The 15,348-nt window shown below is 65.0% G+C and carries 16 protein-coding genes and 1 riboswitch; of the genes, 9 read left to right on the top strand and 7 right to left on the bottom strand.

Annotation, left to right across the window (positions count from 1 at the left end):
- Window positions 1-76: 76 nt before the first annotated feature.
- Window positions 77-1,324, top strand: a complete 1,248-nt coding sequence (locus tag NCR34_RS05415; protein ID WP_248321817.1) for an MFS transporter — start codon at window positions 77-79, stop codon at window positions 1,322-1,324.
- Between the two features lie 347 nt (window positions 1,325-1,671).
- On the opposite strand, the gene NCR34_RS05410 is transcribed toward NCR34_RS05415, so the two are convergent.
- The 5 genes from NCR34_RS05410 to NCR34_RS05390 form a co-directional block, all read right to left on the bottom strand.
- A complete protein-coding gene (locus NCR34_RS05410; protein ID WP_250499211.1) occupies window positions 1,672-2,115 on the bottom strand; it encodes a response regulator in 444 nt (147 codons plus the stop codon).
- 21 nt (window positions 2,116-2,136) lie between these two features.
- The gene (locus NCR34_RS05405; protein ID WP_175939957.1) at window positions 2,137-2,769 is read right to left on the bottom strand and encodes a response regulator; all 633 of its coding nucleotides are present in this window, start codon (window positions 2,767-2,769) and stop codon (window positions 2,137-2,139) included.
- A 100-nt stretch (window positions 2,770-2,869) separates the two neighbouring features.
- Window positions 2,870-3,445: a ferritin-like domain-containing protein gene (locus NCR34_RS05400; RefSeq protein WP_248321814.1), complete on the bottom strand. Its 576-nt coding sequence runs from the start codon at window positions 3,443-3,445 to the stop codon at window positions 2,870-2,872.
- Between the two features lie 161 nt (window positions 3,446-3,606).
- A complete protein-coding gene (locus NCR34_RS05395) occupies window positions 3,607-3,768 on the bottom strand; it encodes a DUF1328 domain-containing protein (RefSeq protein ID WP_040048814.1) in 162 nt (53 codons plus the stop codon).
- Between the two features lie 98 nt (window positions 3,769-3,866).
- Window positions 3,867-4,043 carry a DUF1328 domain-containing protein gene (locus NCR34_RS05390; protein WP_159835737.1) on the bottom strand — a complete coding sequence of 59 codons (177 nt, stop codon included), beginning with the start codon at window positions 4,041-4,043 and terminating at the stop codon, window positions 3,867-3,869.
- A gap of 164 nt (window positions 4,044-4,207) precedes the next feature.
- On the opposite strand from NCR34_RS05390, the gene NCR34_RS05385 reads away from it, so the two are divergent.
- Window positions 4,208-5,680: a sensor histidine kinase gene (locus tag NCR34_RS05385; protein ID WP_248321813.1), complete on the top strand. Its 1,473-nt coding sequence runs from the start codon at window positions 4,208-4,210 to the stop codon at window positions 5,678-5,680.
- 152 nt (window positions 5,681-5,832) lie between these two features.
- A complete protein-coding gene (locus NCR34_RS05380; protein ID WP_175939954.1) occupies window positions 5,833-5,967 on the top strand; it encodes an entericidin A/B family lipoprotein in 135 nt (44 codons plus the stop codon).
- A 133-nt stretch (window positions 5,968-6,100) separates the two neighbouring features.
- On the opposite strand, the gene NCR34_RS05375 is transcribed toward NCR34_RS05380, so the two are convergent.
- Together NCR34_RS05375 and NCR34_RS05370 are read right to left on the bottom strand one after the other, a co-directional pair.
- A complete protein-coding gene (locus NCR34_RS05375) occupies window positions 6,101-6,883 on the bottom strand; it encodes a DUF4397 domain-containing protein (protein WP_250499210.1) in 783 nt (260 codons plus the stop codon).
- Window positions 6,884-7,201: 318 nt separating this feature from the next.
- Window positions 7,202-8,107, bottom strand: a complete 906-nt coding sequence (locus NCR34_RS05370) for an EamA family transporter (RefSeq protein ID WP_250499209.1) — start codon at window positions 8,105-8,107, stop codon at window positions 7,202-7,204.
- A 368-nt stretch (window positions 8,108-8,475) separates the two neighbouring features.
- A riboswitch (TPP riboswitch) is annotated at window positions 8,476-8,618 on the top strand.
- Window positions 8,619-8,745: 127 nt separating this feature from the next.
- On the opposite strand from NCR34_RS05370, the gene thiC reads away from it, so the two are divergent.
- From thiC to NCR34_RS05340, 6 genes are all read left to right on the top strand, one after another.
- The gene (gene thiC / locus NCR34_RS05365) at window positions 8,746-10,677 is read left to right on the top strand and encodes a phosphomethylpyrimidine synthase ThiC (RefSeq protein ID WP_248321808.1); all 1,932 of its coding nucleotides are present in this window, start codon (window positions 8,746-8,748) and stop codon (window positions 10,675-10,677) included.
- Between the two features lie 257 nt (window positions 10,678-10,934).
- Window positions 10,935-11,147: a YMGG-like glycine zipper-containing protein gene (locus NCR34_RS05360; RefSeq protein WP_248321806.1), complete on the top strand. Its 213-nt coding sequence runs from the start codon at window positions 10,935-10,937 to the stop codon at window positions 11,145-11,147.
- 209 nt (window positions 11,148-11,356) lie between these two features.
- On the top strand, window positions 11,357-11,887 hold the full coding sequence (locus tag NCR34_RS05355; RefSeq protein WP_248321805.1) for a hypothetical protein: 531 nt from the start codon (window positions 11,357-11,359) through the stop codon (window positions 11,885-11,887).
- Window positions 11,888-12,157: 270 nt separating this feature from the next.
- Window positions 12,158-12,304 carry a hypothetical protein gene (locus tag NCR34_RS05350; RefSeq protein WP_248321803.1) on the top strand — a complete coding sequence of 49 codons (147 nt, stop codon included), beginning with the start codon at window positions 12,158-12,160 and terminating at the stop codon, window positions 12,302-12,304.
- A 207-nt stretch (window positions 12,305-12,511) separates the two neighbouring features.
- Window positions 12,512-14,113, top strand: coding sequence for an L-lactate permease (locus NCR34_RS05345; protein WP_248321801.1), 1,602 nt, complete (start codon window positions 12,512-12,514; stop codon window positions 14,111-14,113).
- A gap of 156 nt (window positions 14,114-14,269) precedes the next feature.
- On the top strand, window positions 14,270-15,208 hold the full coding sequence (locus NCR34_RS05340; RefSeq protein WP_248321800.1) for a DMT family transporter: 939 nt from the start codon (window positions 14,270-14,272) through the stop codon (window positions 15,206-15,208).
- The last annotated feature ends 140 nt before the right edge of the window (window positions 15,209-15,348 follow it).

Here is a 15,348-nt window from a genome sequence, read left to right as displayed (position 1 = left end):
GAGCAAACGTCGCGCGTCTCCAGTATGATCGGCGGCTGGCCGAACGCCGCTTCCCGCCGCCCGACGGAACGAACTCATGTCCGCGCAATCGCATCAGCCGCCTCACTCATCGTCTCACGCTCACGCGCCCGAACCTCATCCGCATTATTCGCGGGCCACGCTCTGGCTGCTCGCGACTATCGCGGGCGTATCGGTCGCCAATATCTATTTCAACCAGCCGCTGCTCGGCGACTTCCGCGCGTCGTTTCCGCAGAACGCGTATCTGATCGGCGCCGTGCCGACCGCCACGCAGCTCGGCTATGCCCTCGGCATGCTCGTGCTCGCGCCGCTCGGCGACCGCTTCGACCGGCGCATGCTGATCCTGCTTCAGCTCGCCGCGCTGGGCGTCTCGCTCGTCGCCGCATGCGCCGCGCCGACGCTCGCGGTGCTGATCGCGGCGAGTCTCGCGATCGGCGTCGTATCGACGATCGCGCAACAGGCGGTGCCGTTCTCCGCCGAGCTTGCGCCGGCCGCCGAGCGCGGCCACGCAGTCGGCACCGTGATGAGCGGGCTTTTGCTCGGCATCCTGCTCGCGCGCACGGTCTCGGGTTTCGTCGCGCAGTACTTCGGCTGGCGCGCGGTGTTCGGCGCATCGGTGGTGGCGACCATCGCGCTCGCCGTCGTCGTTCTGATGCGGCTGCCGAAGAGCCGGCCCACATCCACGCTTTCCTACGGCAAGCTGCTCGTCTCGATGTGGCATCTCACTGTCGAAAATCCCGGCCTGCGCGAAGCCGCGCTGACGGGCGGCGCGCTCTTCGCCGGCTTCAGCGCGTTCTGGTCGCTGCTCACGCTATTGCTCGCGGGCGAGCCGTTTCACATGGGACCGCAGGCGGCGGGGCTCTTCGGCATCGTCGGGGCGGCCGGGGCGCTCGCTGCGCCGCTCGCGGGAAAGTCGGCGGACAAGCGCGGGCCGCGCGCGGTGATCTCGCTGTCGATCGGGCTCGTCGCGTTGTCGTTCGTCGTGTTCGCGCTGTCGTCGCGCAGCATCGCGGGGCTGGTCGTCGGCGTGATCGTGCTCGACATCGGCGTGCAGGCCGCGCAGATATCGAACCAGTCGCGTATCTATGCGCTGAAGCCCGAGGCGCGCAGCCGCGTGAACACGGTCTACATGGTGGCGTACTTCATCGGCGGCGCGGCGGGCTCGGCGCTCGCGTCGCTCGCGTGGCATGCGATGGGATGGACAGGCGTCTGTCTCGTCGGACTCGCAGCGACCGGGCTCGCCGGTTTCAGTCATTGGCGCGGGCGCGAGCGGCGGCTGGTTTCGCGTCAGGTGCGTGAGGAGTGAGGCGAGCCGCGATGACGGTTTTGCGTAGGCTTACGCGAGTCGCGCGAGTTCCCGCGTCTGAGACTCGCGGGACTGGCAGCCGAGAACGGGCGCGTGCCCTTGCGAACGTTAAAGCGGCGTTCATCGCCTATCGACTTTGCGCCAAATGAGTCGTGTCGCGCGGGTACTTTCAGCCGGAATCGAGCGGCGGAATCTTCACGCTCAGGTACGCGGATTCCGTCAGGCCGCAACGGATAATATGATGTACAGACGAAGCCGCCACGAACGCGCCAAACGTAGTCGCATCGCGCAACGGCTGACTGCCTTCGAAGTCGAATCGCAACTTCGCGCGAAAGCCTAAAGCCGCCTCAAACCCGCTCCCGCGCATAGTCCCACAGCGCATCGAGCACGCGGTCGAACTCCAGCGACTTGTCGAAGAAATGCCGCGCGCCGTATTGCAGGCACCGCTCGCGATACGCCGGCAACGCGTGGTTGGTCAGCACGACGACGAAAGCGCCCTTGGCGACTCGCGACCGGTCAGCGTTCTTGAGCCACGCGAGCACGTCGATGCCCGAGCCGCGCTTCAGTTGCAGATCGACGATGACCGCGTCGAACCGCTGCGACGATAACAGCGCGATAGCTTCGTCGGGCGCATCGGCGAAAGCGGTCACGCGCCACGGACCGAGCGCCTCGATCGCTTCGGTGAGGCTGCGCCGGATCAGCGGCGAATCTTCGATCAGCAGCACCGCGAGCGGCCCGCCGCGCGGCTCATGCCGCCCTTTCGAATCGTCGGTGATGATGTGGTCGCCCACGGCAGGCATCCTCCGCAAGCACTATTCGATCAATCCGTTCTTGATCGCGTAGTACGTCAGATCGGCGTTGTTCGAGAGCCGCATCTTCTCCAGCACGCGCGCCCGGTACGTGCTCACCGTCTTCACCGAAAGATGCAGTTCCTGCGCGATTTCCGTCGGAATCCGGCCGCCCGCGAGCTTGCAAAAGATCTGGAACTCGCGCTCCGACAGCAACTCGTGCGGCCGCTCGGCGGCGGGCTTGTCGAGCTTGTCGGCGAGCGCATCCGCGATGAATTCGGACAGGTAACGATGCCCGCGCGCCACCGTGCGAATGGCGCGCACGATCTCGTCCGGCGCGGCGTCCTTGTTCAGGTAGCCGTTCGCGCCCGCCTTCAGCAGATTGATCGCGTACTGGCTCTCCGGAAAGCCCGATAGCATCAACACGCCCTGCTGGGGCCGGATCTGCTTGATGACCCGCAAGGTGTCCACGCCGTTCTTGTCCGGCATGGCGATGTCGAGCAGCACCACGTCGAACGCCGTTTCGCGTACGAGCGCGATGGTTTCATCGCCCGTCGATGCTTCCGCCGCCACTTCCATGTCCGGCTCGTCCGCGACGAACTGCCTGAACCCGCTGCGCACGATCGCATGGTCGTCGGCTATCAAGACTCGAATCATTCACGCCGTCCGTACTGCTGTAATGAAAGAACGGTGATTCTACCGAGGCAGGCGTGAAAGCCATGCGCGGCGCAACACGCACCGCGCCCAAGGCTTACGCTTACCCGTTGCGGCCTTCCAGCAGGTCGGCCATGTCGTCCGCGTGCTCTTCCTCGACGGCGAGGATCTCTTCGAAGATGCGGCGCGTGGTGACATCCTTGTCGCCGAGATAGCGAATGATCTCGCGGTACGTGTCGATCGCGATGCGCTCGGCGATCAGGTTCTCGCGAATCATGTCGATGAGATCGGCGCCTTCCTTGTACTCCGAATGCGCGCGCGACTTGAGGCTGTCCGGCGCGAAGTCCGGCGAGCCGCCCAGCTGCACGATGCGCTCGGCGAGCATGTCGGCATGTTCCTGCTCCTCGGTCGCGTGCTCGGCGAATTCCTTCGCGACGGCCTCAGAGTGAATGCCCTTCGCCATGAAGTAGTGGCGCTTGTAGCGCAGCGTGCAGACCCACTCGGTCGCGAGCGCGTCGTTGAGCAGCTTCAGCACGGTTTCGCGGTCGGCGGCATAGGTCGACGTGACCGGGCCTTCGTCCATGTGCTGCCGCGCGTCGTTCCGGATTTTTTCCACATCGAGGACGAAAGCGTCCTTGGACTGGCCCGGCGCGGTCGATACAGCAGATGAATCGGACATGTGTTTGCTCCTGTGAATTGGGGGGATGGACGGATGCGTCGAGCGAATCGCCGTGCGGCTTCATAGCGTTCCGCTATTCGATCATCGTCCGCGATGCATGGCGCGTGCCCGCTCCGCTCTATCGTCCGATGAGCGGGCGCGGGCACGACGATTCGGCAACGTCACGTCCTGAAGACACCGAGCAGCAGCGTCACGACGAACACGACGAGGAAAATATAAAACAGGATCTTCGCGATTTCAGCGGCGCCGGCCGCGATGCCCGTGAAGCCGAACACCGCCGCGATGATCGCGATGACGAAGAAAACGGCTGCGTAGTGAAGCATGGGACCCTCCTCGTGATTGTTCTAAGGTCGTTCAAGGTCGGCCGGGCATGGCGCGAAGCGCCATCCCGGCATGGCAAGGCATGGAGCAAACTAAGCCGCTAATCGACCGCTTTCTTGGTGATGACGAACCCCAGCACCAGAAACACGACGCAAAGAATCAGGAACAGCACGAACAGGAACTTGGCAATGGTCGCGGCGCCCGCGGCAATGCCCGTGAAGCCCAGCAAACCGGCGATCACAGCGACGATCGCGAAAAACAGAGCCCATCTCAGCATGATCGCTCCCCGTAGGAATGGTTGACGCACTCATGCTAGCCGCGCGTTCTGCCGCGCGCATTCGGGCTGGCTCCTTTTTTGCTGTGAGAATCCACCGACATTTGCTTTCAAATCGGCTGCGCGAAGCGCGCCATCTGCCTCGTCGCCGCATCGAGAACCACGTCATGAGCCACCTTCCCCACGCCGCGCTGACCGGCATCGCGCAGGACGACACCTCGCCCGCCCCGACGGCGAGCCGGGGCACGCGCGCCGGCTTCGCGCGCATCAACGATTGGATGCACCGGTATAGCTGGGCCGTCGCGATGACGGTGGCGATCGTGATTACCGTCGGCGGGCTCGTGATTCTGGAGTCGGGCCGCATGCGCATTGCCGCCGAGTACGAAACGGCGCTCGACGCCAAGAGCGCGACCGCGCAGCTTTCGGCGCTTGCCGCGGACATCGCGACGCTGTCCGCGCAGGGACAAGCGATGGCGCTGAAACCGGACGCCGCCTACAAGAACCAGTTCGAAGCGACCGCCGCGCACGTGCGCCGCGCGCTCGCCACGCTGGATGCCTACTATCGCCGCATCGGCGACGACACCGCGCTCGCGAGCTTCGCGCAAATTCGCGCGGCGGCGAACGACGGCATCGAGCGCAGCGCGGCGCCATCGGCCGCGCCTTCGGAGGCATCGACCGACAAGGACATGACGCTCGACGCCGCGCTCTCGCTCTTGCGCCTGAACGAGGAGCAGCGCGCCCAACACGCGCTCGACGCGAGCCGCGCCGATCAGCGCATTTCGACGCTGTGCGTCGCGGCGCTATGCGCTCTGAACATCGTGTTGTTCCTGCTGCTGTTTCGCAATCTCGGCATTCAGCTCGACAAGCAGGATCGCGTGCAGAAGGCGCTCATCACGCAGCAGGAAGAACTGGATCGACTCGTCTTCGAACGCACGCGCCAGCTCGAAGCGCTCGCGTGGCATCTGCAATCGGTGAGCGAGGATGAAAAGACGCAACTCGCCCGCGAACTGCACGACGAACTCGGCTCGATTCTGACCGCGAGCAAGATGGATGTCGCGTGGGTGCGCGGCAAGCTGCGTGAATCGGAGCCAGCGATGGCCGAGAAACTGTCGCGCGCCATCGGCAATCTGGATCAGGGCATTGCGCTCAAGCGGCGGATCATCGAGGACATGCGGCCGACGGTGCTCGCCAATTTCGGTCTCGTCACGGCGCTGCGCTCGCTCGTGGCCGAAGCCGCGCAGCGCAACGGCTGGACCGTCGAGGCCGAACTGCCGGACGACGAAGTGAAGCTCGGCGAAGCCATCGAGATCTCGCTCTTTCGCGTGGCGCAGGAAACGCTCACGAACGCCGCGAAGTACGCGCATGCGAGCCGAATCCGCATTGCGCTCACGCTCGACCCGGCGAACGTCGCGCTCGCGATCGACGACGACGGCATCGGCATCCGGCCGCAGGATCTGAAGCGCACGCAGACTCACGGACTGGTCGGCATGCGGCAGCGCGTGTCGGCGCGCGGCGGGCGCTTCGAGATTGAACGCGCGATGCCGCATGGCACGAGCATTCGCGTGTCGATGCCGCGCGAGCGCGTGCATGTGGATGTGGACGTGGATGTCGACGGATCGCCGGCCCGCGCCGCCGCGTAGGACGATGCCGACGCGAAATACGGAGTCCGCCGACACGAAAAACACATGTGTGCTTACAGCGCGCGCTCGGGCGCTTTTTTAAGATTATTCACACCGGTGAGGCCATCGAAGAGCAGCGGCCAATCCAGACATTTACTTCAAGGGGATTGAACATGACTCGAATCATCGCTTTGCTGCTGATCGCGGGCACCGCTGCGCTGGCAGGCTGCAACACCATCTCGGGCGCAGGTCAGGACATTTCGAAGGGCGGCCAGGCTATCTCGAACTCGGCGGAAGAACATAAGTAAGCCGGGACGCTCTACCAACGCAGCGTAGTTCCTGTCATCTCGCCGCCTCGCGCGGCGAGATTTTTTTTGTGCGTAAAAAAAACCCGCCCGACATCGCTCGGGCGGGTTTCGTCACGGCCTGACGCGCAAGCGCTTACTGCGTATCCGGCAACTCCAGCGCCGGCGTCTGCGTGTTGCCGCCCTGCGCCACCAGCACCCGAATCTTGCCGGGCACGACCTGCGACAGCGCGTTGCCCGAAGGCAGCGTCGTCACGAGCCAGTCCGCGTTATTGCCGAGATTAAACGAAGCCGACTTGTACACCGGCGTCTTCGAACCCGGAAGCGTCGCGATCAGCTGATACGTGCCGCCGGAAACATAGATCGAGTCCTGCGTGCTCGCCGGAACCGCGCTTTTGAAGGCGACGCTCGGCATCGTCGCGTTGACCGTCGCGATGTCCGTCCCCGGCGCGACCAGATACAGATCGAGGTTCTGCGCGTTCGCCGATGCGTTGAAGCCGCGCACGCGCGCGCTCGTCGAAAGGAGACCCTTGTCGAACGGATCGTCGATCACGGCGATCGACGGCAGGAAGCCCGCGTCCGGCAGCGCGACGACCGTGTATTCGTGGCCCTTCGCCGCGTTGCTGATGCTCGAATCGGATGCGAGCAGGGTCGTCGTGTTCACGGCCGCGTAGCCGAAGTTGTGCTGGCCCGTGCCGATGTTCGCGAAGTTGGTCACCGTCTTGTAGCCGAGGTTCGGTTGCAGCACCTTGCCGTTATCGTAGAAGTCGACGTTCGGGCCGCTCGGAATCGCGTGGATGAAGTGAACCTGCGCTTGCGTAAGGCCGAGTTCCTTGCCGACGTCGTCCGAACTTCCGCCGCATGCGGAGAGAAGCGAAGCGACGGCAGCGAGCGCCGTGACGGTGCGGATGAGCTTCATGTGCCACCTTCCTTTTTGTGATCGTTGATGGTGTCGTGAAGGCTGCGGACGGCGGGCGGATGGCCCGCTACGCCGCGTCCTCGCCGCGAGGAACGCGTCTTTGTTTCATCGGAATGACGCGCCTCGCGGGTGGCGCATATAGAGCAACACCCGTGCCCTTTTGCGGTGCGCGAGCGGCGCGACTTCAGCTGGAAGCCTTATCGCGCAAGGCTGCGGCATTCGTTAGAGGATTCGTTCGGGGCCCGACAGCGCAGCGGCGCGTGCGCGGCTTCGAGCGCTGCGTGCGCGCCCTTCTTACAAGCGAAGCGAACGGAAGGCTCACACCAACCCGCGCCGTCGATAATCGAACCAGAAAGAAAGCCCGACGCTCAGCAGAATGACGACCGTCGCAATGACGGTCCAGCGCGTGATCGCCTCGCCGAGCAGCAACGCGCCGAGCAACACCGCGACCACCGGGTTCACGTACATGCAGCTGCTCGCGATGATCGGGCTCGTATGGCGGATCAGGAAGCCGTAAGCGACATACGCGGCCATCGTTCCGACGAGCATCAAGTACAGAAACGACAGCCCCGGCACGAAGCCGATGCCCGCCAGCCGCTCGCCGGAGAGCAACGCGACCGTCGTGGAAATCGAACCGCCGAGGCCGATCTGCAGCGCGGTCGACATGAAGAGGTCCGACGGCAGCTTGACGCGGCTCGCCAGATGCGCCCCGCCCGCCCAGAAAATCGCGCCGCACAGAATCGCGATGCTGCCCGCGGTTGAGCCGGCACCTGAATCGCCGTGATTCAGCAACACGATGCCGATCAGCCCCAATCCGACCGCCACCCACTCGCCCTTCGCGATGCGCCGGCCCGTGAGCGCGGCGATGATCGTCGCGAAAAGCGGCACGGTCGCGACCATCACGGCGGCGGTCCCGGTTTCGACGGTGCGCATGCCGTAGGCGAGCATCCCGCTCGACAAGCCGACGAGCAGCGTGCCGACGAGCGCGGCATTGCGCGCTTCGGCCAACGTCGGCCAGACCGGCTTGCGGCGCGCCGCGAACACGAAGAGCCCGATGCCCGCGAACAGATTGCGCAAGCCGGAAAGCAGAAGCGGCGGAAACGACGCGAGCGACAGATGCACGGCGAGATACGTCGATCCCCACACGAGATAGACGACGGCCAGCGCGAGCGCGACTTGTCCCTTGTGCGAACGCGGCGCGCGAAACGGAAAACGATCGGGCAAGGAGAACGGCAGGCGCGGCAGGCGCGGCGGCTTGAAGGACGATTGGGCGACGGATTGGACATGCGTTACCCGGCCAGCGTGCAGTGCAGCGCCGCGCATCGCATCCGGCAGACGGCAATTGAACGGGCGAAAGCTCCGGCGCGACAAACGAGACAGGACGACATGGCGAAACAGTTGGAATGCGAACGCGGACGCAGAGGAGAAACAGCGCAAGACGCGGGGCGTCGATTGCGGCTGCCGGGCGGTCAGGGAAAACACGCAGGCCGGGGCGAGCGACATTATGCAGTAAGCGCCCCGCGCGATCGACGAATCGCCGGACGAATTTTCGGATGGTTGCCAACACGCCACGCTGCGGTGTATGGTGGCGGCTGCTAACGCGGGGGTCCTGCGTTGCGCATCGCGATTGCGGCCGGTTTCATCGAGCGCAGTCGCCTCGCGCGGCGCGGGTGAGAAATACCCTTTGAACCTGATCTGGATAATGCCAGCGCAGGGAAGCGTTCGGGTTTCGACAGTCGCGCCGCATCAGACTACTTCTTCCGAACCCGTACCTTTCCGTCTCGTTCCTCCCTGTTTAGCTCCTGAGTCAGCCGAGCGCTGCAACGCTCGCATGTCAACACGTCCCACAGGAGAGACAGCACATGAATGCCAATCCCAAGTTTCTGTCGGAAAACGCCGTCGTCGACGCCGCCGCCATCGCCCCGCTGCCGAACTCGCGCAAGGTCTACGTGACCGGCTCGACGCCGGACATTCGCGTGCCGATGCGCGAGATCACGCAGTCCGACACGCCGGACGGCTTCGGCGGCGAGAAGAATCCGCCGGTGTACGTGTACGACACCTCCGGTCCGTACACCGATCCGGACGCGAAGATAGACATCCGCTCGGGACTGCCCGCGCTGCGCGCCGGCTGGATCGAAAAGCGCGGCGACACGGAAGAACTGGCGGGCCTGTCGAGCGAATTCGGCCGCGAGCGCGCCGCCGATCCGAAAACGGCCGAACTGCGCTTTCCCGGCCTGCACCGCAAGCCGCGCCGCGCCCTCGCCGGCAAGAACGTCACGCAGATGCACTACGCGCGCGCGGGCATCATCACGCCGGAGATGGAATACATCGCCATCCGCGAGAATCAGCGTCGCGCCGAATATCTCGAAAGCCTGCGCAAGAGCGGCCCGAACGGCGAAAAGCTCGCGCAGATGATGGGCCGCCAGCATCCCGGACAGGCGTTCGGCGCGGCGGCGTTCGGCAAGGACGCGCTGAAGGAAATCACGCCCGAGTTCGTGCGCGAGGAAGTGGCGCGCGGCCGCGCGATCATTCCCGCGAACATCAATCACCCGGAAAGCGAGCCGATGATCATCGGCCGCAACTTCCTCGTGAAGATCAACGCGAACATCGGCAATTCGGCGGTCACGTCGTCCATCGGCGAGGAAGTCGACAAGATGACCTGGGCGATCCGCTGGGGCGGCGACACGGTGATGGATCTGTCCACCGGCAAGCACATTCACGAGACGCGCGAGTGGATCATCCGCAATTCGCCGGTGCCGATCGGCACGGTGCCCATCTATCAGGCGCTCGAAAAGGTCAACGGCAAAGCCGAAGACCTTACGTGGGAAATCTTCCGCGACACGCTCATCGAGCAGGCGGAGCAAGGCGTCGACTACTTCACGATCCACGCGGGCGTGCGGCTGCAATACGTGCCGCTGACGGCGAACCGCATGACCGGCATCGTGTCGCGCGGCGGCTCGATCATGGCGAAGTGGTGCCTCGCGCATCACAAGGAGAGCTTCATCTACGAGCACTTCGAGGACATCTGCGAAATCATGAAGCAATACGATGTCTCCTTCTCGCTCGGCGACGGCCTGCGCCCCGGCTCGATCTACGACGCGAATGACGAAGCGCAGCTCGGCGAGCTGAAGACGCTCGGCGAACTCACGCAGGTCGCGTGGAAGCACGACGTGCAGGTGATGATCGAAGGCCCCGGCCACGTACCGATGCAGCTCATCAAGGAGAACATGGACCTGCAGTTGCAGTGGTGCGACGAGGCGCCCTTCTACACGCTCGGGCCGCTCACCACGGACATCGCGCCGGGCTACGACCACATCACCTCGGGCATCGGCGCCGCGATGATCGGCTGGTTCGGCACCGCGATGCTCTGCTACGTCACGCCGAAGGAGCACCTCGGCTTGCCGAACAAGGACGACGTGAAGGAAGGCATCATCACGTACAAGCTCGCGGCGCACGCGGCGGATCTGGCGAAGGGCCATCCCGGCGCGCAGGTGCGGGACAACGCGCTCTCGAAGGCGCGCTTCGAATTCCGCTGGGAAGACCAGTTCAATCTCGGCCTCGACCCGGACAAGGCGCGCGAATTCCACGACGAAACGCTGCCGAAGGACTCCGCGAAGGTCGCGCACTTCTGCTCGATGTGCGGCCCGCACTTCTGCTCGATGAAGATCACGCAGGATGTGCGCGACTTCGCCGCGAAGCAGGGCGTGAGCGAAACCGACGCGCTCACGCACGGCATGCAGACGAAGGCGATCGAGTTCGTGAAGAAGGGCGCGGAAATCTATCAGCCGACATGATGCGCCGTCTCTGACGGACTGAAAGCCTGACCGGAAACGGCCTGTCGCGCGGCGAGCGCGACAGGCCGTTTTGCTTGCTGCGTTCCCGCCCAAAGCCTTGCTCATCAAGGCTGGGCGCTCATTCAGACGATTCGGGCATCTTTCCTGCTCCGTATCGAACGAACCGGCGAAAAAACGCGGCATGCGCGCCGGACCGTCGTCTCGTCCGGGGAAGTCGCGCCGCAGCCGATTCGTTCCATCATCACTGGAGAGTCGACATGAAAAACATCAAACAAATCGGCGCCGCAGCACTGCTCACCGCTTCTTTCGCCGGACTGACCGGCTGCGACAACATGACCACGCGTCAGCGCGACACCGCCATCGGCGCGGGCGTCGGCGCAGCGGGCGGGGCCGTGATCGGCGGCAGCGCGCTTTCGACGCTGGGCGGCGCGGCCGTCGGCGGGGTCATCGGCAATCAGGTCGGCAAGTAAGGCCGTCGCGCATCGGCGTGCGGCGCGCCACCGTCGGCGCCGCACGTGTTTCAAGTCTGTTACAGGAAGCGATACCAGCCATCGTTCCTCACCGGGCGGATGCAACGCGCCATGCATCGATCGACTAAGCTCCTCTTTAACGGACCGCATCGGTTTTATCGAGACCACTGAACCCGAAGAGTCCCGCAGGCAATTCAAGGAGCAGCGTCATGATGTCCGCACGCATCGTCCTCGCAAAGAGCGGCATGGCCGCGCTTGCCGCGGGACTTCTGGTCAGCGGGTGTTACTACCCGTATCCCGACTACCCGGGCGCGGGTTACCCCACGGTCAGCGCCATCTATGCGCAGCGCGAATTCGCGCTGCCGGCCGACGCAGCGTCGGGCGCGTCGGCGGTGCCGGGGACCGGCATCGTCTACTCGACCGAACAGGTGCCCTACTCGGCCGTCTACCCCTATGCCGGCTACTACGGCGGCTATCCGGCCTACGGCTATCCGTATTACCCGTACCCGTATCCGGCGTATTACGGCTACGGCTATCCGGCGATCTCGGTCGGCTTCGGCTACTGGGGCGGCGGATGCTGCTGGGGCCACGGATACGGCTGGCACCACGGCGGATGGCACGGCGGCGGCGGATGGCACGGCGGCGGCGGATGGCACGGCGGCGGGACGTGGCAAGGCGGGTCCGGTGGATATGGCGGCTGGCACGGAGGCGGCGGTCACGGCGGCGGACGCGGCCACTGATTCACGCGGCGCCTGTTCGTCCGCGTTACAAAATCTGGCGCTTTGCAGCCCGCTAATCGGCGCGCCGTAACGATCCTGAAACGTTTTTTGCCGACGGGCGCTCGGCGTGCCGCGTCGTCGGCTTCGTGCGTTCTGCCACTTTCCTTTTCTGACAAGGCTTTGGCGGAATTGGACGGACCACGGGCACGGTTCTGGCTATTTACCGTCCCTATTTACCGCGATGCGACGGCAAACGGCCGCCGCCCACTTCACGTTCTCGGGGAACAGGACATGATGGCCTTCGTGTTTTTTATGCTCTGGATGCTCGCGTCGATTGCGCTCCTGACCGTCTGGGTGTTCCGTCAAACGCCGCCCGCCAACCGCGACAGCGGCGCTGGCGCAGCCGCCACGGCCGCCGCCGCAGCCGTGGAGGGATGAGCCAGGTCTGATCGAATCCGGCGAACCACGGCGCGTACGCGGGCTTTCACCGCTTGACGCGGTTCATCGGTCACCTATTCTTAGTGGGCGTGTTACGCCGGCGCTTAAGACGGCGCACGTCGCCGGCGTGCGCGACTGAAACATCGAACTCCGCGCGCATGGCGGCTGCGGCCGCCGCTTCGCCAACAAGAGAAAAAAGGAGACTCGATGTTCCATCAGCTACTCACACCCATTGCCGATTCACTGGCGCTGTCGTTCATCGTGGCGGCGCTGCCGATCATCATCGTGCTCGTGCTGCTCGGCTGGGCGCGCCGCCCGGCGTGGCAGGCATCGCTCGCGGGATTGATCGCCGCGCTCATCATCGCCGTCGCGGGCTGGAAGTTCCCGGTCGGCCTCGCGCTGAATTCGGTCGCGGCGGGCGCCGTCTTCGCGCTCTGGCCCGTCATGTGGATCGTGTTCGCGGCGATCCTGCTCTACAACGTCGCGCAACGCTCCGGACGCTTCGAAGCGTTTCGGCTCTGGATGGTCGATAACCTGCCGAACGACAGGCGCATCGTGCTGGTGGTCATCGGCTTCTCGTTCGGCGCGCTGCTGGAAGGCATCTCCGGTTTCGGCACGCCGATCGCGATCACGAGTTCGCTTTTGATCCTGCTCGGCTTTCCGACGCTCGAAGCGCTCACCTTCACGCTCATTTTCAACACGGCGCCGGTGGCCTTCGGCGCGCTCGGCGTGCCGATCACCGTGCTCGGCGCGGTCACGCACCTGCCGACGGACGCGCTCGCGAAAATGGTCGGCCGCCAGTTGCCGCTTTTCGCGTTCTTCCTGCCCTTCTATGTGATCGCGGTGTATGCCGGTTTTCGCAACATGATGCGCGTGTGGCCGGTGCTGCTCGTCTCCGGCGGCGCGTTCGCGCTGACGCAGTTCGTTACGTCCAACTACATCAGCTATGCGCTCACGGACGTGCTGTCGTCGCTCATCTCGCTGATTCTGACGATCGCGTTCCTGCGCGTCTGGAAACCCGCGCCCGACGAACGCTTCGCGGTCAACGTCGATCGCGCGGGCGGCACGCGCGCCGCGCTCTCGGGCGGGCAAGGCTGGCTGCCGTGGATCGTGGTGTCGATCGTCGTGATCGTGTGGACGGTCGCGAAGATCTTCCTGATCGGCGACGTGAAGGTATCGTGGCCGGGGCTCGACAAGGCCGTCTACATCACGCTCTACAACCAGCCCTACGGCGCTATCTGGGACTTCCAACCGCTCGCGACCGGCACGGCCATTCTGGTCGCGGCGATCATCACGGCGGCGCTCGTCAAGCTGCCGGCGCGTGAATTCGGCGCGGCGATCGTCGATACTTGGGTGCAGACGCGCATCGCCATCCTGACGGTGGCGACCATCGTCGGCCTCGCGTATCTGATGAACTACTCGGGCATGAACTACACGCTGGGTCTCGGCGTGGCGTCGGTCGGGCCGCTGTTTCCGCTCGTGTCGGCGTTCCTCGGCTGGGTCGCGGTCTTTCTCTCCGGCAGCGATACCTCGGGCAATGCGCTTTTCGGCAACCTGCAAGTGGTGGCCGCGCACCAGCTCAATCTGAATCCGGTGCTGATGGCAGGAACGAACTCGTCCGGCGGCGTGATGGGCAAGATGATCTCGCCGCAGAACATCTCGACGGGCGTGGCGACCACCGACCTGAAGGGCAAGGAGGGCCTCGTGTTCGCGCGGACCTTCAAGCATTCCATTCTGCTCACCATCATTCTCGGCGTGCTCGTCTGGCTGCAACAGAACGTGCTCACGTGGATGATTCCCCCGCACTAACCACGCCCCCGCGCCCCGTTCGGCGACGGGGCGCGTTCCTGCTTTGTTCCTGCTTTGTTCCTGCTTCTTGCGGTCTCTTTGGGCAAACGCTGCGCGGCGCGCGGCGCGGTGTAACATGCGCGGACTTTTATCAGCAGGCAAGCAGTCCGCAACGTCATGTCCATCGTCAATTTGTGTCAATTAGTCGTCCTGGCCGCCTTGTGGGGCGCGTCGTTTCTGTTCATCCGCGTGGGTGTCGTGGAGTTCGGCGTCGCGCCGCTGATGGCCGTGCGCGTGGGCATCGGCGCGCTGTTTCTCATCGCGATGCTGCTCGCGCGACGCCCGTGGGCCGACACGCTTGCGACGATGCGCAAGCGCGCCGTGCCGCTTTTCGTCGTCGGCATTCTCAATTCGGCCGCGCCCTTCTGTTTCTTCGCGTTCGCGGAACTCACGCTGTCGGCGGGCGCGACCTCCGTCATCAACGCGACGACGCCGCTCTGGGGCGCCCTCGTCGCCTACGTGTGGCTGAAGGACCGGCTGACGACGATGCGCACCATCGGCATGGCGATCGGCTTCGCGGGCGTGCTGCTGCTCGTGTGGAATCAGATCGCGACGCCGGGCGCGCACGACGCGGGCGCGTCGGCGCTGCCGGTGCGCGGGCTGCTGGCGGCCGCGGCGGCGCTGGCGGCGTCCGCGCTCTACGGCGTGGCGGGCAACTTCGCGAAAAAGTACCTGATGGATGTCGACGCGACCACGAACGCGGCCGGCAGCATGATCGGCGCGACCATCGCGCTTTCCCCGCTCGCCGCGATGACGTGGCCCGCGAGCCCGATCTCCGCGCATGCGTGGGAGGCGGTGATCGCGCTCGGCGTGTGCTGCACGGGCATCGCGTATTTCCTCTACTTCGGGCTGGTGGCGTCGGCCGGCCCGGCGCGCGCGATGACGGTCACGTTCGTCATTCCGCTTTTTGGCATCTTGTGGGGCGCGCTTTTCCTCGACGAGCACGTGTCGCTCGTGATGATGGAAGGATGCGCGGTCGTGCTCGCGGGCACGGCGCTGGCGACGGGCTTGGTCAAGCGGATGCCGTTTGGCGGGAGGAAGTCGCTGGCGCGGTAGTTTTTGGACTCGTTGTGCTACGTTGCCCGGGATCGCGCTTCGCTTCGGCGGCGCAGTGCGGGCCGCTCTTCTCTCGATAAGCGCGTGTCGCTCGTGGTGAAGGATGCGGGGGCACGGCGCTGGTCACCGGATTGTCGAGC

This window comes from Caballeronia sp. GAWG1-5s-s, from assembly GCF_023631445.1.
GTDB lineage: Bacteria > Pseudomonadota > Gammaproteobacteria > Burkholderiales > Burkholderiaceae > Caballeronia.
This window is presented reverse-complemented; position numbering and strand designations above follow the sequence as displayed.

Bases quoted from the DNA above. Each gene is read 5' to 3' on its own strand.
- NCR34_RS05415 (WP_248321817.1), top strand. From the start codon at position 77: ATGTCCGCGCAATCGCATCAGCCGCCTCACTCATCGTCTCACGCTCAC.
- NCR34_RS05405 (WP_175939957.1), bottom strand. From the start codon at position 2,769: ATGATTCGAGTCTTGATAGCCGACGACCATGCGATCGTGCGCAGCGGG.
- NCR34_RS05400 (WP_248321814.1), bottom strand. From the start codon at position 3,445: ATGTCCGATTCATCTGCTGTATCGACCGCGCCGGGCCAGTCCAAGGAC.
- NCR34_RS05395 (WP_040048814.1), bottom strand. From the start codon at position 3,768: ATGCTTCACTACGCAGCCGTTTTCTTCGTCATCGCGATCATCGCGGCG.
- NCR34_RS05390 (WP_159835737.1), bottom strand. From the start codon at position 4,043: ATGCTGAGATGGGCTCTGTTTTTCGCGATCGTCGCTGTGATCGCCGGT.
- NCR34_RS05385 (WP_248321813.1), top strand. From the start codon at position 4,208: ATGAGCCACCTTCCCCACGCCGCGCTGACCGGCATCGCGCAGGACGAC.
- NCR34_RS05380 (WP_175939954.1), top strand. From the start codon at position 5,833: ATGACTCGAATCATCGCTTTGCTGCTGATCGCGGGCACCGCTGCGCTG.
- NCR34_RS05375 (WP_250499210.1), bottom strand. From the start codon at position 6,883: ATGAAGCTCATCCGCACCGTCACGGCGCTCGCTGCCGTCGCTTCGCTT.
- thiC (WP_248321808.1), top strand. From the start codon at position 8,746: ATGAATGCCAATCCCAAGTTTCTGTCGGAAAACGCCGTCGTCGACGCC.
- NCR34_RS05360 (WP_248321806.1), top strand. From the start codon at position 10,935: ATGAAAAACATCAAACAAATCGGCGCCGCAGCACTGCTCACCGCTTCT.
- NCR34_RS05355 (WP_248321805.1), top strand. From the start codon at position 11,357: ATGATGTCCGCACGCATCGTCCTCGCAAAGAGCGGCATGGCCGCGCTT.
- NCR34_RS05350 (WP_248321803.1), top strand. From the start codon at position 12,158: ATGATGGCCTTCGTGTTTTTTATGCTCTGGATGCTCGCGTCGATTGCG.
- NCR34_RS05345 (WP_248321801.1), top strand. From the start codon at position 12,512: ATGTTCCATCAGCTACTCACACCCATTGCCGATTCACTGGCGCTGTCG.
- NCR34_RS05340 (WP_248321800.1), top strand. From the start codon at position 14,270: ATGTCCATCGTCAATTTGTGTCAATTAGTCGTCCTGGCCGCCTTGTGG.